Origin of the sequence: Citrobacter sp. On2M (genome assembly GCF_018035235.1) — a bacterium.
In the GTDB taxonomy this organism is placed as follows: domain Bacteria; phylum Pseudomonadota; class Gammaproteobacteria; order Enterobacterales; family Enterobacteriaceae; genus Citrobacter; species Citrobacter meridianamericanus.
Genome location: NZ_WPCV01000002.1, coordinates 443,392 through 467,114, shown reverse-complemented (window position 1 = coordinate 467,114; position 23,723 = coordinate 443,392). Strand labels below are relative to the sequence as shown.

The following is a 23,723-nucleotide window of genomic DNA, read 5'->3' as shown; positions in this document are numbered from 1 at the left end:
TAAAGACCAAGGACCAAAACCATGAGCCAGCAAGTCATTATTTTCGATACCACCTTACGCGACGGTGAACAGGCGTTACAGGCGAGCCTGAGTGTAAAAGAAAAACTGCAGATTGCGCTGGCCCTCGAGCGTATGGGCGTTGACGTGATGGAAGTGGGTTTCCCGGTTTCTTCTCCAGGTGACTTTGAATCCGTACAAACCATCGCTCGTCAGGTTAAGAACAGCCGCGTGTGCGCCTTAGCCCGCTGCGTAGAAAAAGATATCGACGTTGCCGCGGAATCGCTGAAGGTCGCAGAAGCTTTTCGTATTCATACGTTTATCGCCACCTCACCGATGCATATCGCGACGAAATTACGCAGCACATTGGATGAAGTGATCGAACGAGCAATCTACATGGTTAAGCGTGCGCGTAATTATACGGATGACGTGGAGTTCTCATGTGAAGATGCGGGACGTACTCCTATCGCCGATCTGGCCCGCGTGGTAGAAGCCGCGATTAACGCAGGTGCAAAAACCATCAATATCCCCGATACCGTCGGTTACACCATGCCATTTGAGTTTGGCGGAATTATTTCCGGCCTGTATGAGCGCGTACCGAATATCGATAAAGCCATTATCTCCGTGCACACCCATGATGATTTAGGTCTGGGCGTTGGCAACGCACTGGCAGCCGTTCACGCAGGTGCTCGCCAGGTGGAAGGCGCAATGAACGGTATCGGCGAACGCGCCGGTAACTGCTCACTGGAAGAGGTGATCATGGCAATCAAAGTACGCAAAGATATTTTGAACGTACAGACCCGCATTAATCACCAGGAAATCTGGCGTACCAGTCAGTTAGTCAGCCAAATCTGCAACATGCCTATCCCGGCCAACAAAGCGATTGTTGGTAGCGGCGCGTTTGCCCACTCTTCTGGTATCCATCAGGATGGTGTGCTGAAAAATCGTGAAAACTACGAAATCATGACCCCTGAATCCATCGGCCTGAACCAGGTACAGTTGAACCTGACCTCTCGTTCCGGACGCGCTGCGGTAAAACACCGTATGGACGAGATGGGATATAAAGAAAATGAATACAACCTGGACAACCTGTACGACGCTTTCCTGAAACTGGCGGATAAAAAAGGTCAGGTATTTGATTACGACCTGGAAGCGCTGGCCTTTATTAACAAACAGCAAGAAGAGCCAGAGCATTTCCGTCTGGATTACTTCAGCGTGCAGTCCGGCTCAAATGACATCGCCACCGCCTCCGTCAAACTGGCCTGCGGTGAAGAAGTTAAAGCCGAAGCGGCGAACGGTAACGGTCCAGTCGATGCCATCTATCAGGCCATCAACCGTGTCACCGAATATAACATCGAACTGGTGAAATACAGTCTGACCGCCAAAGGGCACGGTAAAGATGCGCTGGGTCAGGTGGATATCGTTGCCAACTATAACGGTCGTCGCTTCCATGGCGTCGGTCTGGCAACGGATATCGTCGAATCTTCCGCAAAAGCGATGGTTCATGTGCTGAACAACATCTGGCGCGCTGAAGAAGTCGAAAAAGAATTGCAACGCAAAGCTCAGAACAACGAGAACAACAAGGAAACCGTGTGATGTCGAAGAATTATCATATTGCTGTTTTGCCGGGTGACGGTATTGGCCCGGAAGTGATGGCGCAAGCCTTGAAGGTACTGGACGCAATCCGCAACCGTTTTAACATGCGCATTACCACCAGCCACTACGACGTGGGTGGTGCGGCCATTGATAACCACGGCCAGCCGCTGCCGCCTGCGACGGTTGAAGGCTGTGAGCAAGCTGACGCCATTTTGTTTGGCTCCGTTGGCGGCCCGAAATGGGAAAACCTGCCGCCAAACCAGCAACCTGAACGCGGCGCGCTGCTGCCATTGCGTAAGCACTTTAAATTATTCAGCAACCTGCGTCCGGCTAAGCTGTACCAGGGACTGGAAGCATTTTGCCCTCTGCGTGCAGATATTGCCGCCAACGGTTTCGACATCCTGTGCGTGCGCGAACTGACCGGCGGGATCTACTTCGGTCAGCCAAAAGGCCGCGAAGGCAGCGGACAGCATGAAAAAGCGTTTGATACCGAGGTTTATCACCGTTTCGAGATCGAACGTATTGCGCGTATCGCGTTTGAATCCGCTCGCCAGCGTCGCCGTAAAGTCACGTCGATTGATAAAGCAAACGTACTGCAAACATCGATTCTGTGGCGCGAAATCGTCAATGAAATTGCGAATGAATATCCGGACGTTGAACTGGCGCATATGTACATCGACAACGCGACAATGCAGTTGATCAAAGATCCCTCGCAGTTCGACGTGCTGCTGTGTTCCAACCTGTTTGGAGATATTCTGTCTGACGAGTGCGCCATGATCACCGGTTCAATGGGCATGTTACCGTCCGCCAGCCTGAATGATCAGGGTTTTGGCCTGTACGAGCCCGCTGGCGGCTCCGCCCCGGACATCGCCGGAAAAAACATTGCCAACCCGATCGCGCAAATCCTGTCACTGGCGCTGCTGCTGCGCTACAGCCTGGACGCCAATGATGCGGCAACCGCAATTGAGAGCGCCATCAACCGCGCATTAGAAGAAGGTATTCGCACCGGTGACTTAGCCCGTGGCGCTGCCGCCGTCGGTACCGATGAAATGGGTGACATTATTGCCCGTTATGTCGCAGAAGGGGTGTAATCATGGCCAAAACGTTATACGAAAAATTGTTTGATGCGCACGTCGTCTATGAGGCGCAAAACGAAACCCCGCTGTTGTATATCGACAGACATCTGGTGCATGAAGTGACCTCTCCGCAGGCATTTGATGGGCTGCGCGCGCATGGACGTCAAGTTCGCCAGCCAGGTAAAACCTTTGCCACCATGGACCACAACGTCTCCACACAGACCAAAGACATTAACGCCTCCGGCGAAATGGCGCGTATTCAGATGCAGGAATTGATCAAAAACTGCAATGAATTTGGTGTCGAATTGTACGATCTGAACCATCCGTATCAGGGGATCGTCCATGTAATGGGGCCTGAACAAGGCGTGACGTTGCCGGGAATGACCATCGTCTGCGGCGATTCCCACACCGCTACACACGGCGCGTTTGGCGCGTTGGCCTTTGGTATTGGCACATCTGAAGTTGAACACGTGCTGGCGACGCAAACCCTGAAACAAGGGCGCGCTAAAACCATGAAGATTGAAGTCAATGGCAAAGCAGCCCCAGGCATTACTGCCAAAGATATCGTGCTGGCGATTATCGGTAAAACCGGTAGCGCAGGCGGTACTGGACACGTGGTTGAGTTTTGTGGCGAAGCCATCCGCGCGTTGAGTATGGAAGGCCGAATGACCCTGTGTAACATGGCCATTGAAATGGGTGCCAAAGCGGGTCTGGTCGCACCGGATGAAACCACCTTTAACTATGTGCAAGGGCGTTTACACGCTCCGAAGGGCGAAGATTTTACCCACGCGGTTGAGTACTGGAACACACTGAAAACCGACGACAACGCAACCTTTGATACCGTCGTCACCCTGCAGGCAGAAGAGATTGCGCCGCAGGTTACCTGGGGAACGAATCCGGGTCAGGTCATCTCAGTGAACGATAATATTCCCGACCCGGCGTCATTTGCCGATCCGGTAGAGCGCGCATCGGCTGAGAAAGCGTTGGCTTACATGGGATTAAAACCGGGCATTCCCTTAACAGAAGTCGCTATTGATAAAGTGTTCATCGGTTCCTGCACCAACTCGCGTATTGAAGATTTACGCGCAGCGGCAGAAATCGCCAAAGGGCGCAAAGTCGCGCCGGGCGTACAGGCGCTGGTAGTGCCGGGTTCTGGTCCGGTGAAAGCGCAGGCGGAAGCGGAGGGTCTGGACAAGATCTTCATCGAAGCTGGGTTTGAATGGCGTTTACCGGGCTGCTCGATGTGTCTGGCGATGAACAATGACCGCCTGAACCCAGGCGAGCGCTGTGCCTCCACCAGCAACCGCAACTTTGAAGGCCGTCAGGGCCGCGGTGGTCGCACACACTTAGTCAGCCCGGCCATGGCCGCCGCTGCCGCCGTTACTGGTCATTTTGCCGACATTCGCAGCATCAAATAAGGAAACTACCATGGCAGAGAAATTTACCCAGCATACCGGCCTGGTTGTCCCACTGGATGCCGCCAACGTTGATACCGACGCTATTATTCCCAAACAGTTTTTGCAGAAGGTTACCCGCACCGGTTTTGGCGCTCATCTGTTCAACGACTGGCGTTTTCTGGACGAAAAAGGCCAACAACCTAATCCTGACTTCGTGCTGAACTTCCCGGAATATAAAGGTGCGTCAATTCTGCTCGCGCGGGAAAACTTTGGCTGCGGCTCATCTCGCGAACATGCGCCGTGGGCGCTGACCGATTATGGCTTTAAAGTGGTGATCGCCCCAAGCTTCGCCGACATCTTCTACGGCAACAGCTTCAATAACCAACTGCTGCCGGTCACCCTGAGCGATGCGCAGGTTGATGAACTGTTCGATCTGGTAAAAGCCAATCCGGGGATTAAATTTGAAGTGGATCTCCAGACGCAGGAAGTGAAAGCGGGCGAGAAGTCCTATCGCTTTAAAATCGACGACTTCCGCCGTCATTGCATGCTGAATGGTCTCGACAGCATCGGGCTGACGCTGCAGCATGAAGCGGCCATCACTGAGTACGAAGACAAGCAGCCGGCGTTTATGCGCTAGACCTTGTTATGCCGGATGCGCATATTGCATCCGGCAACGTCATTACACGTCCTTCACCCGCCCGGTCATCATAAGCGTGACCATAGAAATCGCCGCAATCACCCAATAAACGGCAAAATGCCCGTAACTTTGCGCAACAGCACCCTGAATCACCCCCGCGAGGATGACGCCGGTCGAAATACTGTTGGTAAATAATGTGGTCGCTGAACCCGCACGTCCGGGCATTAGATCCTGAAACCACAGCATGCCTATCCCGGCAATAATGCCGATGAAGATCGCGTTAAACAGTTGCAGCACCAGCAGTGCTGTCCGGCTATGAAAGAAGATCAGCCCAAGGTAAAACAGCACACCTGCCGAGACGGCGGCGATCATCATTCGCCGTTTACCAAAGCGCTTCACGTAGTAGCCCGCCAGAATCATCGCCGGAATTTCCAGCCCGGCCGCCGTCCCCATCAGGATCCCGGCCAGCTTGTCCGGCAAACCCAGCTCAAGGCTTATCCACAGCGGCATATCGATGATGTACATGGTGTTGCAGGTCCACATCAGCGTGGAGGCAACAAATAGCATACGCACATTTTTGTCCTGCCAACCGCCGGTTTGTTCCAACGGCACGTCAACGGGCTGCTCCACCCGAGCGACAGACGGCAGAATCAGCGCAATCAGCACCAGGCTAATGGCAAAAATCCCTGCGGCAATAGAAAACATTGCCGTGAAGCCGTAATTCAGCGCCAGCATGAAGGCCAGCGGCGGTCCGATCACCCAGGCCAGCGAAAGCTGCGCACGCATCACCGAACTAAACATCACTACTTCACGCGCGGAGTTATCCGCATATTCCCTCGCCAACGCAAACAACTGCGGCATGGCTGTATTCGCCAGCGAGGCCAACAGCACACCACAGGTGATCAACGTGAGATAATGGCGATTGAAGGCAAACAGCAGCGCGTTGCCAATCGCCATCAGGCAGCAGAACATGATCAGCTTACGCCGATCGCCCTGGCTGTCGGATCGTTTCGCGAGGCCAAGGCTGACGACGATCCCGACAATCGCATTGACGGTATAAAACAGCCCGACCCAAAATGGCTGCACTCCGACTTCACGGCTCAGGAACAGACTCAGAGTGGGTGCCTGCAATGCCCCCGCCACGCCCATCATAAAAGCGACCAGCATAAATGCCGCGTAAACGCCGTTGAGGCGCCGTCCCATGGTCATAATCCAGAGCATATCTTTCCTTTTAAGCGCAGCTGAAACGAAAAAAGCCAGCAGATAATACCTGCTGGCGCGGCGATTAACACCAATACTCAGTCACACATGATGTCTGCAATTTCCAATTCAGGAGTCAGATGTCATCTCCCACTGCATCAGCTCTTCGAGCATCTTTAAGCGCTGCGGTGCGCTCAGGCAAGCCAACCAGGACGATTTTTCTGTCGTGGTAAAGTACTTCAACCAGAACTGACGCATAGATGACCCCTTCGTTGTCTCATCGCTTCATCGGAATCTATTATTGGCTTAATATAGGGATTATAAAATTGCTGAGTTTTCCGCAGGAGTTCCCCTTTTATGTCTTCTGGTCGTTTGCAACAACAGTTCATCCGTCTGTGGCAATGCTGTGACGGCAAAACGCAAGACACGACGCTGAACGAGCTGGCGGAACTGCTAAGCTGCTCGCGCCGCCATATGCGTACGCTGCTTAATACCATGCAAGATCGCGGCTGGTTAACGTGGGAAGCTGAAGTTGGACGAGGTAAACGCTCGCGACTGACATTCCTCTATACCGGGCTGGCGCTCCAGCAGCAGCGCGCGGAAGACCTACTGGAACAGGATCGCATCGATCAACTGGTGCAACTGGTCGGTGACAAAACGGCCGTACGGCAAATGCTGGTCTCCCATCTGGGTCGCAGCTTTCGCCAGGGTCGGCATATCATGCGCGTTCTCTATTATCGCCCCATGCACAACCTGCTGCCCGGCACGGCATTACGCCGCTCCGAAACCCATATCGCCCGGCAAATCTTCAGCGCCTTAATTCGGGTAAATGAGGAAAATGGGGAACTGGAAGCGGACATTGCCCATCACTGGCAGCAAATTTCACCTTTACACTGGCGATTCTTCCTGCGTCCGGGGATCCATTTTCATCATGGCCGCGAACTGGAAATGGCAGATGTTATCGCCTCACTGATGCGCATTAACAGCCTGCCGCTGTACTCACACATCACGCAGATCGTCTCTCCCACGGCCTGGACGCTGGATATCCATCTGGCCCAGCCAGACCGCTGGCTTCCCTGGCTATTGGGGCAGGTCCCCGCCATGATCCTGCCGCGAGAATGGGAAACGCTAAACAACTTCTCCAGTCACCCGATTGGTACCGGTCCGTATGCGGTAATACGAAACACCAATAACCAACTGAAAATTCATGCATTTGATGATTACTTTGGCTACCGGGCCCTGATCGACGAAGTTAACGTTTGGGTATTACCTGACATCGGCGAAGAGCCAGGCGGCGGTTTGACGCTACAAGGTCCCACCGAGGATGAAAAGGCGATCGAAAGCCGCCTCGAAGAAGGTTGCTACTACCTGCTGTTTGATGCGCGTAGCCACCGTGGAGCTAACCAGGAGGTCCGCGAATGGGTAAGCCGCATTCTCTCGCCGACCAATTTAATCTGCCACGCCGACGAACAGTACCAGCGACTGTGGTTTCCCGCGTATGGTTTACTCCCCCGCTGGCATCACGCAAAACCCGGCCATGGTGAAAAACCCGCCGGGCTGGAAACGCTGACGATCACCTACTATCGCGATCACATCGAACATCGGATTATTGCGCAGATCATGAAGACGTTGCTGGCGCAGCATCAGGTGCAGTTGACTATTCAGGAGATCGACTACGATCAATGGCATGCAGGAGAAATCGTCAGCGATATCTGGCTTAACAGCGCCAACTTTACCCTACCGCTCGACTTCTCACTGTTCGCCCATTTGTGCGAAGTCCCGTTACTGCAAAACTGTATCTCGCGTGACTGGGAAAACGATGCGGCCCGCTGGCGAACGGGCGAAATGAGCCTGGCTGCATGGTGCCAACAGCTGCTCGCCACAAAGGCCATTGTGCCGTTAATCCACCACTGGCTGATCATTCAGGGGCAGCGCAGTATGCGCGGACTGCGTATGAATACTCTCGGCTGGTTTGATTTTAAATCGGCGTGGTTTGCTCCGCCGGATCCTTAATTGCTGCTAAGCAACAAAATCATTACACTAACGCCGTTCTCAACGGGGTGCTAAATAAAAACATACACAAAATCATTCGATCTGCGTATGGGCTGAGAGATACCCGTCGAACCTGATCCGGATAATGCCGGCGAAGGGATTTGAGGCTTATCTCAAGTCCTTTGCCACCCAACTCTTGAGGTGCAAAGTGTTTAAAAAATGTCTTCCGCTTTTACTGCTGTGCGCAGCGCCTGTCTTCGCCAAACCTGTACTGACCGTCTATACCTACGACTCGTTCGCTGCTGACTGGGGGCCGGGTCCGACAATCAAAAAAGCGTTTGAAGCTGACTGCAACTGTGAATTGAAACTGGTCGCGCTGGAAGATGGCGTTTCGCTGCTTAACCGCCTGCGCATGGAAGGAAAAAACAGCAAAGCCGACGTTGTGCTGGGCCTGGATAACAATCTTCTGGAAGCCGCTACACAAACTAACCTGTTCGCCAAAAGTGGCGTAGCAAGTGACGCCGTTAACGTGCCCGGTGGCTGGAAAAACGATACCTTCGTTCCGTTTGACTACGGTTATTTCGCCTTCGTTTATGATAAAAACAAGCTGACGAATCCGCCTAAAAGCCTGAAGGAACTGGTTGAAAGCGACCAAAAATGGCGCGTCATTTATCAAGATCCGCGTACCAGTACGCCGGGGCTGGGTCTGCTGCTATGGATGCAGAAAGTCTATGGCGATAAAGCGCCAGAGGCCTGGCAGAAACTGGCGGCAAAAACCGTCACCGTCACCAAGGGCTGGAGTGAAGCCTACGGCCTGTTCCTGAAAGGTGAAAGCGATCTGGTACTCAGCTATACCACCTCTCCGGCTTATCACATCATCGCCGAGAAAAAAGACAACTACGCCGCCGCTAACTTTAGCGAAGGCCATTATTTGCAGGTGGAAGTCGCCGCGCGTACTGCGGGCAGCAAGCAGCCGGAACTGGCCGAGAAGTTCCTCAAGTTTATGGTGTCTCCGGCATTCCAGAATGCGATTCCAACCGGCAACTGGATGTATCCGGTGACGCAGGTCGCCCTACCGTCAGGATTTGAGCAATTGGAAAAACCAGCCACTGCGCTCGAATTTACCCCGCAGCAGGTTGCGGCTCAACGTCAGGCATGGATTAGCGAATGGCAACGCGCCGTCAGCCGTTAATTCCCGGCTGGCTGGTTCCAGGGCTTACCGCCGCCACGCTGATGGTGACCGTGGCCCTGGCCGCGTTTCTGGCGCTGTGGTTTAACGCCCCGCAGGGAGAGTGGTTCTCGCTGTGGCAAGATGACTACCTGTGGCATGTGGTGCGCTTTTCTTTCTGGCAGGCTTTTCTATCCGCTGTGCTGTCGGTTGTCCCGGCAATTTTCCTTGCCCGGGCGCTCTATCGTCGCCGTTTTCCAGGACGTCTGGCGCTGCTGCGCCTGTGCGCCATGACGTTAATCCTGCCGGTGCTGGTCGCGGTATTCGGTATTCTTAGCGTCTATGGTCGTCAGGGCTGGTTGGCCTCACTCTGGCATGCCTTAGGGCTGGAATGGACTTTTTCGCCGTACGGTTTGCAGGGCATTCTGCTGGCGCACGTCTTTTTCAATCTGCCAATGGCCAGCCGTCTGCTGTTGCAGTCGCTGGAGAATATTCCCGGCGAACAGCGACAGTTAGCCGCTCAACTCGGGATGCGCGGCTGGCATTTCTTCCGTTTTGTTGAATGGCCGTGGCTTCGTCGGCAAATCCTTCCCGTCGCAGCGCTCATCTTTATGCTCTGTTTCGCCAGCTTTGCCACCGTTTTATCGCTGGGCGGCGGGCCGCAAGCCACCACTATCGAACTGGCTATTTATCAGGCGCTGAACTTTGATTACGATCCCGCCCGCGCCGCCATGCTGGCGTTGATCCAGATGATTTGTTGTCTGGCACTGGTGCTGCTCAGCCAACGTTTGAGCCGCACCATCGCCCCCGGCACCACGCTGGTTCAGGGATGGCGGGATCCCGACGATCGTCTGCACAGCCGTCTGGCCGACTCGCTGCTGATTATTCTGGCCCTGCTGCTGTTGCTACCGCCGCTGCTGGCGGTGATTGTCGATGGTCTTAACCGTCAGGTACTGGATGTGCTTACGCAGCCAGCACTATGGCAGGCGTTGGGAACCTCACTGCGCATCGCGCTGGCGGCAGGTGCGTTGTGCGTCATACTCACCATGATGCTGTTATGGAGTAGTCGTGAACTGCGTGCCCGCCAACAGATGCTGGCAGGACAAATGCTGGAGCTGAGCGGCATGATGATCCTCGCTATGCCAGGCATCGTGCTGGCAACAGGCTTCTTTCTGCTGCTCAATAATACTGTTGGGCTCCCCGAATCCGCTGACGGCATTGTCATTTTTACCAATGCGCTCATGGCGATCCCCTACGCATTGAAGGTGCTGGAAAACCCAATGCGTGACGTGACCGCGCGTTACAGTATGTTGTGCCAGTCGTTAGGAATCGAGGGATGGTCGCGCCTGAAAATGGTTGAACTTCGCGCCCTGAAGCGCCCGCTGGCGCAGGCGATGGCATTTGCCTGTGTGCTGTCGATTGGTGATTTTGGCGTAGTGGCGTTATTTGGCAACGAGGATTTCCGCACCCTGCCGTTTTATTTATATCAGCAGATTGGATCTTATCGCAGTCAGGATGGCGCGGTGACGGCGCTATTGCTGCTGATCCTGTGCTTTACACTGTTTACTGTTATTGAGAAATTGCCGGGGCGAAATGTTAAAACTGATTGATATCACATGGCTTTATCACCATTTGCCAATGCGCTTTACGTTGTCAATCGCGCGCGGTGAGCAGGTAGCGATACTCGGGCCAAGCGGCGCCGGGAAAAGCACGCTGCTGAATTTGATAGCCGGCTTTCTCACGCCAGCCAGCGGCACCATGATGATTGCAGGTGAAGATCACACCACCACACCGCCCTCTCTTCGCCCCGTTTCGATGCTGTTTCAGGAAAACAACCTGTTCAGTCATCTGAACGTGCAGCAAAATATCAGCCTGGGCCTTAATCCTGGATTGAAGCTGAACGCATCGCAACGGGAGAAAATGCACTTCATCGCCCGGCAAATGGGAATTGACTCACTGCTGGAGCGACTGCCCGGAGAGCTTTCCGGCGGGCAACGACAGCGCGTGGCGCTGGCGCGTTGTCTGGTACGCGAACAACCCATTTTGCTGCTTGATGAACCTTTTTCTGCACTAGACCCTGCGCTGCGCCAGGAGATGTTAACGCTGGTGGCCGAGGTCTGTCGCGATAAGCAGCTTACGTTGCTGATGGTTTCGCACAGCGTCGAAGATGCGGCGCGCATTGCGACGCGTTCAATAGTGGTCGCCGATGGGCGCATCGCCTGGCAGGGCAAAACGGATGCGTTATTAAGCGGTCAGGCCAGCGCCTCAGCGTTATTGGGCATTAAAACCGGATGACAAGTTGGCAGATTTCCCAGGCCGGATAAGCATTAGCGCCATCCGGCAAAAGATTCGTCAGTAACCCACGACTTTACGCAGAATATCGATATACACCGGCATCAGTGGATGTCGCAGCAACGCCACCAACGCAACCACGCCGATGCCGAGCGTCAACGGCGCCAGATACAACAAACGGCTGCGGGGGAAATACGCGGTTAAGCGATCGACAGCCGCTTTGCCGCTGCGCCACAATCGCCAGCAAAACCAACCGCCTACCCACAGCAGCAGCGCCGTCGCCAGCAGCAACCATTTGAAATCCCCGCTCTGCATATCAGCAGGAATATCGATTGCTGCCCCCGCCAGGATACCCGGCAGAAAATAGAACGGTGGCCACAACACACAGCCGATGATATTGGGCACAATAAATTTCGCGACAGGCAGATCCAGCATGCCCGCCACCATCGGCACCAAAGGCCGCGTCGGGCCAACAAAGCGCCCCACCAGGATGGTAAACATGCTGTGCTGATGCAGCGCGTGCTCGGTTTTATCCAGCAACGCCTTGTTCTTTTTCATGAACGACCAACGGTGCAGCGGCTTTTTAAAACGCCAGCCCAGCCAGAAGGAGATCCAGTCTCCCAATAAGCAACCAATGATGCCCACAAGCCAAGCATGCCAGAAGTTCAGTTCGCCACTACCAATCAGCGCCCCCAGCCCCGCCATCATCACGGTACCGGGCAGAATCAGGCCAACCAGCGCCAGCGACTCCAGAAAGGCCACCAAAAGTACGGCGATCAGAGAGTACAGGGCGGACTGGAGAATAAAGTGTTCCAGCAATGCTTGCATAATGTGTCCGTCAGATTTACGAAGCAGGGATTCTGCTAACCCTTCTCAACTTCGTCAAGCCATCAATTGTCTGAATAGATTGCGAGTTATGACAACTTTCAGGACACATCATTCACTTTTTATTCACATCCAGCGCGAAACTCGCTCGGACTGGCGCCGGTACATTTTTTGAAAACGCGCGAGAAATAGAGTTGGTCGTCGAAGCCAACATTGCGACCCACCGTAGCAATGGGCATACGCGTCGTACTTAACAATAGCTTGGCCTGGCTGATACGCTGATCCTCGCGCCAGCTTAATACGCTGATGCCCAACTGTTGGCGGAACAGATGCGACAAACGGGAAGGCGACAGGCAGACGTGTTGTGCGACGCTGGCAATATCAAAATTACTGTCCGCCAGGTGATCGCTGATGTACTGGCAGGCATCGCGCACGCGGTTGTCCATAGGTGGGTGCAGCGATTCATTAATGGCTTCCATACGTCGCAGTAATAACTGCTCCAGTAAATTAATCGCCAGCAGCTCGGAATAGCGGCCTTCTCCCTGCCCGGCGTTGATTATCTGCCCAAACAGTTCGTTAAAATGCGGCTGATGCGCTTCGTCCGGACGAAAAAAGCCAGTCTGGGCGAAAATGGCCGGCCAGGTCAGCCACTCCTGCCAGTAGGCGCGCGGGCGAAAGTAAACCCACTGGTGATACCACTCACTGGCGTTGGGGTGTCGTCCATAGTGGTGAATTTCTCCAGGAGGAAACAGCAAAATATCCCCGGGACGGCAGACAAACTGCTGACCCTGATTATTGATAACCCCTTCGCCACGGATGGTAAGATTGAGGATATAGCCCTTCATACCCAACGGCCTGTCGATAAAAAAATCCAGGTATCCGTTCGCCTCAATGGGGGTTAATCCAGCCACCAAATGCGCGTTAAACGAATAGCCCGGCAGCAGGGGATCGTTTTGCGTTTCAGCCATAATTTCAATACTCCCTATGTTCTGCTAAGAAACAATTTGTCCATATTACGCCAGACATCATCACCATCGCCCCTGCGGGCCGCTGTGTCTGCGGTAATGGACCATCAACCCCGCTTGTGAAAAGCACTTTGTGAAAAAATATGTACCAAGCCAACGTCAAAACCGGCTAACAAAAGTGTCTATAACTACGGCAGAAATGTCCACATTGATTATTTGCACGGCGTCACACTTTGTGATGCCACAGCATTTTAATCCATAAGATTAGCGGATCCTGCCTGACGGTTTTTATCCCTTGTCACTACTGTTTATCCATACCCGTATTTTTGGATGGAGTAAGACGATGGCGATAACAATTGGCCTCGATTTTGGTAGTGATTCAGTACGCGCGTTGGCAGTGGAGTGTGCCACCGGTGAAGAAATCGCCACCAGCGTAGAGTGGTACCCACGTTGGCAGGAAGGTCTGTATTGCGACGGCCCGAACAACCAGTTTCGCCATCATCCGCGCGACTATATTGAGTCAATGGAAACGGCGCTGAAAACCGTGTTGGCCGAACTGAGTGTTGAACAGCGCGCGGAAGTGGTCGGGATTGGCGTTGACAGTACCGGCTCAACCCCGGCGCCTATCGATGCCGAGGGCAACGTACTGGCGCTGCGTCCGGAGTTCGCTGAAAACCCGAATGCAATGTTTGTCCTGTGGAAAGATCACACCTCAGTCGAAGAAGCGGAAGAGATTACCCGTCTGTGCCACACGCCAGGCAAGATCGATTACTCCCGCTATATCGGCGGTATTTATTCCAGCGAATGGTTCTGGGCCAAAATCCTGCATGTGACCCGCCAGGATGACGCGGTCGCAGAGGCCGCGGTTTCGTGGATTGAGTTGTGCGACTGGGTCCCGGCCCTGCTCTCCAATACCGTACGTCCACAGGATATTCGCCGCGGACGCTGCAGCGCCGGACACAAATCCCTGTGGCATGAAAGCTGGGGTGGTCTACCACCAGTCAGTTTCTTTGACGAACTCGACCCCATCCTTAACCGCCATCTGCCATACCCAATGTTTACCGATACCTTCACGGCCGACCTGCCGGTTGGCACCTTGTGCGCCGAGTGGGCGCAGCGTCTGGGGCTACCGGAAAGCGTGGTGATTGCAGGCGGCGCTTTTGACTGCCATATGGGGGCGGTCGGCGCGGGCGCACAGCCCAATACGCTGGTAAAAGTCATCGGCACGTCGACCTGCGACATTCTGATTGCCGACAAACACAGCGTCGGCGAACGCGCGGTGAAAGGCATATGCGGTCAGGTTGATGGCAGCGTAGTGCCTGATTTTATTGGCCTCGAAGCGGGACAGTCCGCATTCGGCGATATCTATGCCTGGTTTAGCCGCGTGCTGAGCTGGCCGCTGGAGCAGCTTGCGGCGCAGCATCCGGAGCTTAAGACCCAGATTAAAACCAGCCAAAAACAACTGCTGCCAGCACTCACCGAAGCCTGGGCAAAAAATCCGTCACTGGATCACCTGCCGGTGGTGCTCGACTGGTTTAACGGTCGCCGTACGCCCAATGCCAATCAGCGTTTGAAAGGGGTGATTACCGATCTCAATCTGGCCACCGACGCACCCGCGCTGTTCGGTGGGCTGATTGCCGCCACGGCCTTTGGCGCGCGTGCCATTCAGGAATGCTTCACCGAACAGGGCATTGCAGTTAATAACGTGATGGCGTTAGGCGGCATCGCCCGTAAAAATCCGGTCATCATGCAGGCCTGCTGTGACGTGCTAAACCGTCCGCTACAGATTGTCGCCTCCGACCAGTGCTGCGCACTCGGCGCGGCTATCTTCGCCGCCGTTGCCGCGAAAGTACATGCCGATATCCCGGCCGCTCAGCAAAAAATGGCGAGTGCCGTGGAAAACACACTGCAACCTCGCCCAGAACAGGCTCAACGTTTTGAACAGCTTTACCGCCGCTACCAGCAGTGGGCGATTAGCGCTGAACAACAATACCTTCCGACTGCCGCTCCGGCGCAACAAGCCCCGGTAGACCTGGCAACCCTGACACATTAAGGACACGACAATGACGATTTTTGATAACTATGAAGTGTGGTTTGTGATTGGTAGCCAGCATCTGTATGGCCCTGAAACCCTGCGTCAGGTAACCCAACATGCGGAGCACGTCGTTAACGCACTGAATACTGAAGCCAAACTGCCCTGTAAGCTGGTATTAAAACCGCTGGGCACGCGTCCGGATGAAATCACCAACCTCTGTCGCGATGCCAACTACGACGACAAATGCGCAGGAATGGTGGTGTGGCTCCACACCTTCTCGCCAGCGAAAATGTGGATCAACGGCCTGACGATTCTCAACAAACCGCTACTTCAGTTCCACACCCAGTTCAACGCTGCCCTGCCGTGGGACAGCATTGACATGGACTTTATGAACCTGAACCAAACCGCACACGGCGGCCGTGAGTTCGGCTTCATCGGCGCACGTATGCGTCAGCAGCACGCCGTGGTCACCGGTCATTGGCAGGACAAACAGGCGCACGAACGCATCGGCTCCTGGATGCGCCAGGCCGTGTCCAAACAGGATACTCGCCATCTGAAAGTCTGCCGTTTTGGCGACAACATGCGCGAAGTTGCGGTCACTGACGGCGATAAAGTTGCCGCGCAGATCAAGTTCGGTTTCTCGGTCAACACCTGGGCCGTAGGCGACCTGGTACAGGTCGTGAACGCAATTAGCGACGGCGAAATCAATGCGCTGATCGACGAGTACGAAAGCACCTACACCATGACGGCGGCCACACAAGTCCACGGTGAAAAACGTCAGAACGTACTGGAAGCGGCACGTATTGAACTGGGGATGAAGCGCTTCCTGGAACAGGGAGGATTCCACGCCTTCACTACCACATTTGAAGATTTACACGGCCTGAAACAGCTCCCGGGTCTGGCCGTACAGCGTCTGATGCAGCAAGGCTACGGCTTTGCGGGCGAAGGCGACTGGAAAACCGCCGCTCTGCTTCGCATCATGAAGGTGATGTCAACCGGTCTGCAGGGCGGCACCTCATTTATGGAGGATTACACCTACCACTTCGAGAAAGGCAACGATCTGGTACTCGGTTCTCACATGCTGGAAGTGTGCCCGTCCATCGCGGTGGAAGAGAAACCAATCCTCGACGTTCAGCACCTCGGTATTGGCGGTAAAGATGATCCTGCCCGTCTGATCTTCAACACCAAAACCGGCCCGGCCGTGGTTGCCAGCCTGATCGATCTCGGCGATCGTTTTCGCCTGCTGGTTAACTGCATCGATACGGTACAAACGCCGCACTCCCTACCGAAACTGCCGGTGGCCAACGCATTGTGGAAGGCTCAGCCCGATCTGCCGACCGCATCTGAAGCCTGGATCCTTGCCGGCGGCGCGCACCACACCGTCTTCAGTCACGCGCTGGATCTGAACGATATGCGTCAGTTCGCAGAAATGCACGATATCGAGATCGCCGTGATCGACAACGATACCCGCCTGCCAGCCTTTAAAGACTCGCTACGCTGGAACGACGTGTATTACGGGTTCAAACGTTAATTGTCGAAACGGATTGCCCGGTGGCATTTCATTTACCGGGCCTACAAATCACCGTAGGCCGGATAAGCGAAGCGCCATCCGGTATTCAGGAGTTAACATGCTAGAAGATCTTAAACGTCAGGTACTGGAAGCGAATCTGGCGCTGCCAAAGCACAACCTGGTGACGCTGACCTGGGGAAACGTTAGCGCTGTCGATCGCGAGCGCGGCGTGTTTGTGATTAAACCCTCCGGTGTCGATTACAGCGTAATGACTGCCGGCGATATGGTCGTTGTCAGTATTGCAACCGGTGAAGTGGTGGAAGGTAATAAAAAGCCCTCCTCCGATACCCCAACGCACCGCCTGCTGTATCAGGCTTTCCCCACCATTGGCGGCATTGTTCACACCCATTCCCGTCATGCAACCATCTGGGCGCAGGCGGGTCAGTCTATTCCCGCCACGGGGACCACTCATGCGGACTATTTCTACGGCACGATTCCCTGCACACGGAAAATGACCGAGGAAGAAATCAACGGCGAATATGAGTGGGAAACCGGTAACGTGATTGTGGAAGCTTTTGAGCAACAAGGCATTGATGCTTCGCAGATGCCAGGCGTGCTGGTGCACTCTCACGGTCCGTTCGCCTGGGGAAAAGATGCCGAAGATGCCGTACACAACGCCATCGTGCTGGAAGAAGTCGCCTACATGGGGATTTTCTGCCGCCAGCTCGCGCCGCAGTTGCCGGATATGCAGCAAACCCTGTTAGATAAACACTACCTGCGCAAACACGGCGCAAAAGCCTATTACGGACAGTAGTCTCTGCCGGCACAGGACAACTGTATAAAACCACAGCAAATCTATCAGAACCAGGCTATAATCATGCCTGGTTTTTTAATGGATACACAGCGTGGCGCAGGCAGGCTTTATCTTAACCCGGCACTGGCGGGATACCCCGCAGGGGACAGAGGTTTCATTCTGGCTGGCAACAGACAGCGGGCCATTGCAGGTCACGCTTGCGCCGCAGGAGTCGGTCGCTTTTATCCCCACCAACCAGACACCCCGCGTCACCACACTGTTACGTACCGAAAAAGGTTATCGCCTGACGCCGCTTCAGCTGCAAGACTTTCATCGTCAGCCCGTTTCTGGCCTGTATTGCCACTCACATCGCCAGCTTATGCGACTGGAAAAACTGCTGCGCGAAAATGGTGTAACGGTCTACGAGGCCGATGTACGTCCGCCGGAGCGGTATTTGATGGAGCGCTTTATCACCTCTCCCGTTTGGGTGGATGGCGACCTGCGTAATGGCGCTATCGTTAATGCTCGCCTGAAGCCGCACGCAGATTACCGGCCTCCGCTGAAGTGGGTCTCTCTGGATATCGAAACCACCCGCCACGGTGAACTGTACTGCATCGGCCTTGAAGGCTGCGGGCAGCGAATTGTTTATATGCTCGGTCCGGCGAATGGCGATGCCTCCGCGCTCGACTTTCAGCTTGAGTATGTGACGAGTCGCCCGCAGTTACTGGAGAAGCTCAATGACTGGCTTACCCGGCACGATCCTGATGTCATCATCGGCTGGAACGTGGTGCAGTTCGATCTTCGCGTTTTGCAAAAACATGCCGAGCGTTACCGCATTCCCCTGCGTTTTGGCCGCGATAACAGCGAACTGGAGTGGCGCGAGCATGGCTTCAAAAATGGCGTCTTCTTCGCACAGGCTAAAGGTCGTCTGATTATTGACGGCATTGAGGCGCTCAAATCCGCATTCTGGAATTTCTCATCATTCTCACTGGAAACAGTGTCGCAAGAGTTGCTGGGTGAGGGGAAGTCGATTGATAACCCGTGGGACAGAATGGACGAAATCGATCGCCGGTTTGCCCACGATAAGCCCGCGCTTGCCACCTACAATCTCAAAGACTGTGAACTGGTCACCCGCATTTTTCATAAAACCGAGATCATGCCATTTCTGCTGGAGCGTTCAACGGTTAACGGCTTGCCGGTCGACAGGCACGGCGGTTCAGTCGCCGCGTTTGGCCATCTCTACCTGCCGCGAATGCACCGGGCGGGCTACGTTGCACCGAATCTGGGTGAAATCCCTGCGCACGCCAGCCCCGGCGGTTACGTGATGGACTCACGCCCGGGTCTGTACGATTCCGTGCTGGTGCTGGATTACAAAAGCCTGTACCCGTCAATTATTCGTACTTTCTTGATCGATCCGGTGGGGCTTATCGAAGGGATGGCGCATCCGGATCGGGAGCACAGTACCGAAGGGTTCCTTGACGCCTGGTTCTCACGCGAAAAGCACTGCCTGCCAGAAATCGTGACCCAGATCTGGCACGGGCGCGATGAAGCAAAACGCCACGGGAATAAGCCGCTCTCACAGGCACTGAAAATCATCATGAACGCGTTTTACGGCGTGCTGGGAACCACCGCCTGCCGCTTTTTCGACCCGAGGCTGGCTTCGTCCATCACCATGCGTGGCCACGCGATCATGCGTCAGACCAAAGCGCTGATTGAAGCTCAGGGCTACGATGTCATCTATGGCGATACCGACTCCACTTTTGTCTGGCTTAAAAAAGCACACTCAGAGGATGATGCAGCCCGGATTGGTCAGGAGCTGGTGAGTTACGTCAATGACTGGTGGGCGCAGTCGCTGAAGCAGCAAAAACTGACCAGCGCGCTGGAGCTGGAATTTGAAACCCATTTTTGTCGCTTTCTGATGCCGACCATTCGCGGCGCAGATACCGGTAGCAAAAAACGCTACGCCGGGATGATTCAGACAGGCGCAGAGCAACACATGGTGTTTAAGGGCCTGGAAACGGTACGAACTGACTGGACGCCGCTGGCTCAACAGTTTCAGCAGGAGCTGTACCTACGAATTTTTCGTAACCAACCTTATCAGGAGTTTATTCGCGAGACTATCGACCGTCTGATGGCGGGTGAACTGGACGACCAACTGGTGTATCGCAAACGCCTGCGTCGCCCGTTAAGCGAATACCAGCGCAATGTGCCGCCACACGTGCGCGCCGCGCGCCTCGCCGATGAGCAAAATGTAAAGCTGGGACGTCCGCCGCAGTATCAGAATCGCGGTACCATTAAATATGTCTGGACGATAAATGGTCCAGAACCCGTGGATTATCAGCTTTCTGCTCTTGACTATGAGCACTATTTGACCCGGCAGATCCAGCCAGTTGCCGAGGGAATACTTCCCTTTATCGATGATAACTTTGCTACACTACTTACAGGGCAACTGGGGTTATTTTGACGCGTGACGAAACCGTCGCCATCCAGTACCATAGCGCCCTTTCCATTCCTGGACCCCAATACACTTGCTGCCCCTTTACTCTGGCAGAGGGTGAGTATTGCCTGCAACTAAAGATATAGAGCCGAACATATATGCCTTTTACACTTGGTCAACGCTGGATCAGCGATACAGAAAGCGAATTGGGACTTGGTACCGTTGTCGCCATGGATGCACGAACCGTCACATTACTTTTCTCTTCGACGGGCGAAAACCGTCTGTATGCGCGCAGTGATTCCCCCGTGACCCGCGTGATGTTCAATCCTGGTGATACGATAACGAGCCATGAAGGCTGGCAACTGCATGTCGATGAAGTAAAAGAAGAAAACGGCCTGCTTTCCTATATCGGAACTCGCCTTGATACCGAAGAAACCGGTGTCACGCTGCGTGAAGTGCTGCTCGACAGCAAGCTGGTCTTCAGCAAACCACAGGATCGCCTGTTTGCCGGTCAGATTGACCGTATGGACCGCTTTGCACTGCGCTATCGCGCACGTAAATTTCAGAGCGAGCAGTATCGTATGCCGTGGAGTGGTTTGCGTGGTCAACGTACCAGCCTGATCCCTCACCAGCTCAACATTGCTCATGACGTCGGTCGTCGTCATGCTCCTCGCGTATTGCTGGCTGACGAAGTGGGTTTAGGTAAAACCATTGAAGCCGGGATGATCCTGCATCAACAGCTGCTGTCAGGCGCCGCAGAGCGTGTATTGATCATCGTTCCGGAGACGTTACAGCACCAATGGCTGGTCGAAATGCTGCGTCGTTTTAACCTGCGCTTTGCGCTGTTTGATGATGAGCGTTATGCAGAGGCGCAGCACGACGCCTACAACCCGTTTGAAACCGAACAGTTAGTTATCTGTTCGCTGGACTTTGCCCGTCGCAGTAAACAGCGCCTGGAGCATCTGTGTGACGCCGAATGGGATCTGCTTATTGTCGATGAAGCCCATCACCTGGTGTGGAGCGAAGACGCGCCCAGCCGTGAATATATGGCCGTTGAACAACTGGCAGAACGCGTACCGGGCATCCTGCTGCTGACCGCAACACCGGAACAGTTGGGCCTGGAAAGCCACTTTGCGCGCCTGCGCCTGCTGGACCCAAGTCGCTTCCACGATTTCGCCCAGTTTGTTGAAGAACAAAAAAATTACCGTCCGGTCGCCGATGCCGTCGCCATGCTGCTGGCAGGCAACCAGCTAAGCAACAATGAGCTGAACATGTTAGGTGACATGATTGGCGAACAGGACATTGAACCGTTATTGCAGGCGGCAAACAGCGACAGCGAAGACGCCCAGAGCGCGCGTCAGGAGCTGGTTTCAATGCTAATGGACAGACACGGCACCAGCCGCGTGCTGTTTCGTAACACCCGTAACGGCGTGAAAGGCTTCCCGAAACGCGAGCTGCATACCATCAAGCTACCCTTGCCAACCCAATACCAGACGGCGATTAAAGTCTCCGGCATCATGGGCGCGCGTAAGAGTGCGGAAGACCGGGCGCGCGACATGCTCTATCCGGAACAGATTTATCAGGAATTCGAAGGCGACACCGGCACCTGGTGGAATTTTGATCCGCGCGTGGAATGGCTGATGGGCTACCTGACCAGCCACCGCTCGCAAAAAGTACTCGTTATTTGTGCGAAAGCCACCACCGCGCTACAGCTGGAGCAGGTGCTGCGCGAGCGCGAAGGTATCCGCGCCGCCGTGTTCCATGAGGGCATGTCGATCATTGAACGTGACCGCGCTGCGGCCTGGTTTAGCGAAGAAGATAGCGGCGCCCAGGTGATGCTGTGCTCTGAGATCGGCTCCGAGGGGCGTAACTTCCAGTTCGCCAGCAATCTGGTGATGTTTGACCTGCCGTTCAACCCGGATCTGCTGGAACAGCGTATTGGTCGTCTGGACCGTATTGGTCAGGCGCATGATATTCAGATTCACGTGCCTTACTTAGAAAAAACCGCGCAATCCGTACTGGTGCGCTGGTACCACGAAGGTCTGGATGCGTTCGAGCACACCTGCCCGACCGGACGTACTATCTATGACACGGTATATAACAACCTGATCGGCTACCTGGCTGAGCCAGAAAATACCGATGGCTTTGATGATCTAATCAAAACCTGCCGCGAACAGCATGACGCGTTGAAAGCGCAACTGGAACAAGGTCGAGATCGCCTGTTGGAGATCCACTCTAACGGCGGCGAAAAAGCGCTGGCACTGGCTGAGAGTATTGAAGAGCAGGACGACGATACCAGCCTGATCGCCTTCGCCATGAACCTGTTTGATATCGTTGGTATTAATCAGGATGACCGTGGTGACAATTTAATCGTGCTGACGCCGTCCGATCATATGCTGGTGCCTGATTTCCCAGGACTGCCGGAAGATGGCTGCACCATTACGTTCGAACGTGATGTCGCCCTGTCGCGTGAAGACGCACAGTTTATTACCTGGGAGCATCCGTTAATCCGTAATGGTCTGGATCTTATCCTCTCCGGCGACACGGGTAGCAGCACAATATCTCTGTTGAAAAACAAAGCATTACCGGTTGGCACCCTGTTGGTTGAGCTGGTGTATGTGGTTGAAGCGCAAGCGCCGAAACAGCTGCAGTTAAACCGTTTCCTGCCGCCAACGCCGGTACGTATGCTGCTTGATAAAAACGGCAATAACCTTGCCGCGCAAGTTGAATTCGAAACCTTTAACCGCCAACTCAGCGCTGTTAACCGCCATACTGGCAGTAAACTGGTCAACGCCGTGCAGCAGGACGTTCATGCCATTCTGCAACTCGGTGAGGCGCAGGTGGAAAAATCGGCTCGTGCGCTGATCGACGCGGCACGTAAAGAAGCGGACGAAAAACTGACGGCGGAACTCTCCCGTCTGGAAGCGCTGCGCGCCGTTAACCCGAACATCCGTGATGACGAACTCAGCGCAATTGAAAGTAACCGTCAGCAGGTGATGGAAAGCCTGGACCAGGCGGGATGGCGTCTTGATGCCCTGCGTCTGATCGTCGTGACGCATCAGTAACGGAGCCATACATGGGGATGGAAAACTACAATCCGCCGCAGGAACCCTGGCTGGTTATCCTGTATCAGGATGAACACATTATGGTAGTCAACAAGCCGAGCGGCTTGTTGTCCGTACCGGGTCGTCTGGATGAACACAAAGACAGCGTGATGACGCGTATTCAGCGCGACTATCCGCAGGCTGAATCCGTCCATCGTCTGGATATGGCCACCAGCGGCGTGATTGTAGTGGCGCTAACGAAAGCGGCAGAGCGCGAGCTAAAACGCCAGTTTCGCGAACGTGAGCCGAAGAAACAGTATGTCGCGCGCGTGTGGGGACATCCTGCTCCTGCCGAAGGTCTGGTTGATTTACCGCTAATTTGCGACTGGCCAAATCGGCCAAAGCAGAAAGTATGTTATGAAACCGGGAAATCGGCGCAAACCGAGTATGGGGTGGTGGAGTTTGCAGCAGATAACACCGCGAGGGTCGTACTGAAACCGATTACCGGACGCTCCCACCAGCTGCGTGTGCATATGCTGGCATTAGGGCATCCCATCCTCGGCGATCGCTTCTATGCTCCGCCCGAAGCACTGGCGTTGGCACCCCGTCTGCTGCTGCACGCCGAAATGCTAACCATCACGCATCCCGAATACGGCAACAGTATGACATTTAAAGTCCCGGCGGATTTTTAAAACGTTGCTGTGACACATTTCGTTTTTACTTATTAATACAAATCATTCGAGATGCATCGAGGCGGCA

Annotated in this window: 18 protein-coding genes and 1 riboswitch; of the genes, 14 read left to right on the top strand and 4 right to left on the bottom strand. The window is 54.4% G+C overall.

The window, feature by feature from the left end; translation table 11 throughout:
• Positions 1-21: 21 nt before the first annotated feature.
• Genes leuA through leuD form a run of 4 tightly spaced genes read left to right on the top strand, consistent with a single transcriptional unit; the run spans position 22 to position 4,703 of the window.
• Positions 22-1,593 (top strand): 2-isopropylmalate synthase, encoded by a 1,572-nt coding sequence (gene leuA, locus On2M_RS04430; RefSeq protein WP_048212702.1) that lies wholly within the window; start codon positions 22-24, stop codon positions 1,591-1,593.
• Positions 1,593-2,684: a 3-isopropylmalate dehydrogenase gene (gene leuB / locus On2M_RS04425; RefSeq protein WP_003845728.1), complete on the top strand. Its 1,092-nt coding sequence runs from the start codon at positions 1,593-1,595 to the stop codon at positions 2,682-2,684. The genes leuA and leuB overlap by 1 nt, the downstream gene beginning before the upstream one ends.
• Positions 2,685-2,686: 2 nt before the next feature.
• Positions 2,687-4,087 carry a 3-isopropylmalate dehydratase large subunit gene (leuC, locus tag On2M_RS04420; protein WP_151216733.1) on the top strand — a complete coding sequence of 467 codons (1,401 nt, stop codon included), beginning with the start codon at positions 2,687-2,689 and terminating at the stop codon, positions 4,085-4,087.
• Between the two features lie 10 nt (positions 4,088-4,097).
• Positions 4,098-4,703 (top strand): 3-isopropylmalate dehydratase small subunit, encoded by a 606-nt coding sequence (leuD, locus tag On2M_RS04415; protein WP_151224548.1) that lies wholly within the window; start codon positions 4,098-4,100, stop codon positions 4,701-4,703.
• 42 nt (positions 4,704-4,745) lie between these two features.
• Here the strand turns inward: leuD and On2M_RS04410 are convergent, their stop codons facing one another.
• Together On2M_RS04410 and sgrT are read right to left on the bottom strand one after the other, a co-directional pair.
• A complete protein-coding gene (locus On2M_RS04410) occupies positions 4,746-5,924 on the bottom strand; it encodes a sugar efflux transporter (protein ID WP_210904429.1) in 1,179 nt (392 codons plus the stop codon).
• Between the two features lie 108 nt (positions 5,925-6,032).
• The gene (gene sgrT / locus On2M_RS04405) at positions 6,033-6,161 is read right to left on the bottom strand and encodes a glucose uptake inhibitor SgrT (RefSeq protein WP_003018817.1); all 129 of its coding nucleotides are present in this window, start codon (positions 6,159-6,161) and stop codon (positions 6,033-6,035) included.
• Positions 6,162-6,260: 99 nt separating this feature from the next.
• Here sgrT and sgrR point away from each other — a divergent pair, with 99 nt between their 5' ends.
• From sgrR to thiQ, 4 genes are all read left to right on the top strand, one after another.
• A complete protein-coding gene (gene sgrR / locus On2M_RS04400; protein ID WP_151224546.1) occupies positions 6,261-7,916 on the top strand; it encodes an HTH-type transcriptional regulator SgrR in 1,656 nt (551 codons plus the stop codon).
• A gap of 33 nt (positions 7,917-7,949) precedes the next feature.
• Positions 7,950-8,073, top strand: a riboswitch (TPP riboswitch).
• 30 nt (positions 8,074-8,103) lie between these two features.
• Positions 8,104-9,087: a thiamine ABC transporter substrate binding subunit gene (thiB, locus tag On2M_RS04395; protein ID WP_210904428.1), complete on the top strand. Its 984-nt coding sequence runs from the start codon at positions 8,104-8,106 to the stop codon at positions 9,085-9,087.
• On the top strand, positions 9,063-10,673 hold the full coding sequence (gene thiP / locus On2M_RS04390; protein WP_210904427.1) for a thiamine/thiamine pyrophosphate ABC transporter permease ThiP: 1,611 nt from the start codon (positions 9,063-9,065) through the stop codon (positions 10,671-10,673). The genes thiB and thiP overlap by 25 nt, the downstream gene beginning before the upstream one ends.
• Entirely contained in the window at positions 10,657-11,358 is a 702-nt protein-coding gene (thiQ, locus tag On2M_RS04385) for a thiamine ABC transporter ATP-binding protein ThiQ (protein ID WP_187259108.1), read from the top strand. The genes thiP and thiQ overlap by 17 nt, the downstream gene beginning before the upstream one ends.
• Before the next feature lie 57 nt (positions 11,359-11,415).
• Here the strand turns inward: thiQ and On2M_RS04380 are convergent, their stop codons facing one another.
• Together On2M_RS04380 and araC are read right to left on the bottom strand one after the other, a co-directional pair.
• On the bottom strand, positions 11,416-12,183 hold the full coding sequence (locus tag On2M_RS04380; RefSeq protein WP_151224543.1) for a DedA family protein: 768 nt from the start codon (positions 12,181-12,183) through the stop codon (positions 11,416-11,418).
• A 119-nt stretch (positions 12,184-12,302) separates the two neighbouring features.
• Positions 12,303-13,148, bottom strand: a complete 846-nt coding sequence (gene araC / locus On2M_RS04375; protein WP_151216725.1) for an arabinose operon transcriptional regulator AraC — start codon at positions 13,146-13,148, stop codon at positions 12,303-12,305.
• Between the two features lie 340 nt (positions 13,149-13,488).
• On the opposite strand from araC, the gene araB reads away from it, so the two are divergent.
• The 6 genes from araB to rluA all read left to right on the top strand — a co-directional run bounded on the left by araB (position 13,489) and on the right by rluA (position 23,656).
• Entirely contained in the window at positions 13,489-15,198 is a 1,710-nt protein-coding gene (gene araB / locus On2M_RS04370) for a ribulokinase (protein ID WP_210904426.1), read from the top strand.
• A gap of 10 nt (positions 15,199-15,208) precedes the next feature.
• On the top strand, positions 15,209-16,711 hold the full coding sequence (araA, locus tag On2M_RS04365; RefSeq protein WP_151224542.1) for an L-arabinose isomerase: 1,503 nt from the start codon (positions 15,209-15,211) through the stop codon (positions 16,709-16,711).
• Positions 16,712-16,808: 97 nt separating this feature from the next.
• Complete coding sequence (gene araD / locus On2M_RS04360) at positions 16,809-17,504, top strand: L-ribulose-5-phosphate 4-epimerase (RefSeq protein WP_151216723.1); 696 nt, start codon at positions 16,809-16,811, stop codon at positions 17,502-17,504.
• Between the two features lie 91 nt (positions 17,505-17,595).
• Positions 17,596-19,947: a DNA polymerase II gene (gene polB / locus On2M_RS04355; protein ID WP_210904425.1), complete on the top strand. Its 2,352-nt coding sequence runs from the start codon at positions 17,596-17,598 to the stop codon at positions 19,945-19,947.
• A gap of 131 nt (positions 19,948-20,078) precedes the next feature.
• Positions 20,079-22,985, top strand: a complete 2,907-nt coding sequence (gene rapA, locus On2M_RS04350) for an RNA polymerase-associated protein RapA (protein WP_151224541.1) — start codon at positions 20,079-20,081, stop codon at positions 22,983-22,985.
• Positions 22,986-22,996: 11 nt separating this feature from the next.
• Positions 22,997-23,656, top strand: a complete 660-nt coding sequence (gene rluA / locus On2M_RS04345) for a bifunctional tRNA pseudouridine(32) synthase/23S rRNA pseudouridine(746) synthase RluA (protein ID WP_187259111.1) — start codon at positions 22,997-22,999, stop codon at positions 23,654-23,656.
• Positions 23,657-23,723: the final 67 nt, after the last annotated feature.

Coding starts and splice junctions, on each gene's coding strand:
- rapA (WP_151224541.1), top strand. CDS start 20,079: ATGCCTTTTACACTTGGTCAACGCTGGATCAGCGATACAGAAAGCGAA.
- araC (WP_151216725.1), bottom strand. CDS start 13,148: ATGGCTGAAACGCAAAACGATCCCCTGCTGCCGGGCTATTCGTTTAAC.
- sgrR (WP_151224546.1), top strand. CDS start 6,261: ATGTCTTCTGGTCGTTTGCAACAACAGTTCATCCGTCTGTGGCAATGC.
- leuC (WP_151216733.1), top strand. CDS start 2,687: ATGGCCAAAACGTTATACGAAAAATTGTTTGATGCGCACGTCGTCTAT.
- araA (WP_151224542.1), top strand. CDS start 15,209: ATGACGATTTTTGATAACTATGAAGTGTGGTTTGTGATTGGTAGCCAG.
- leuD (WP_151224548.1), top strand. CDS start 4,098: ATGGCAGAGAAATTTACCCAGCATACCGGCCTGGTTGTCCCACTGGAT.
- thiP (WP_210904427.1), top strand. CDS start 9,063: ATGGCAACGCGCCGTCAGCCGTTAATTCCCGGCTGGCTGGTTCCAGGG.
- araB (WP_210904426.1), top strand. CDS start 13,489: ATGGCGATAACAATTGGCCTCGATTTTGGTAGTGATTCAGTACGCGCG.
- leuB (WP_003845728.1), top strand. CDS start 1,593: ATGTCGAAGAATTATCATATTGCTGTTTTGCCGGGTGACGGTATTGGC.
- leuA (WP_048212702.1), top strand. CDS start 22: ATGAGCCAGCAAGTCATTATTTTCGATACCACCTTACGCGACGGTGAA.
- araD (WP_151216723.1), top strand. CDS start 16,809: ATGCTAGAAGATCTTAAACGTCAGGTACTGGAAGCGAATCTGGCGCTG.
- On2M_RS04410 (WP_210904429.1), bottom strand. CDS start 5,924: ATGCTCTGGATTATGACCATGGGACGGCGCCTCAACGGCGTTTACGCG.
- thiQ (WP_187259108.1), top strand. CDS start 10,657: ATGTTAAAACTGATTGATATCACATGGCTTTATCACCATTTGCCAATG.
- sgrT (WP_003018817.1), bottom strand. CDS start 6,161: ATGCGTCAGTTCTGGTTGAAGTACTTTACCACGACAGAAAAATCGTCC.
- rluA (WP_187259111.1), top strand. CDS start 22,997: ATGGGGATGGAAAACTACAATCCGCCGCAGGAACCCTGGCTGGTTATC.
- On2M_RS04380 (WP_151224543.1), bottom strand. CDS start 12,183: ATGCAAGCATTGCTGGAACACTTTATTCTCCAGTCCGCCCTGTACTCT.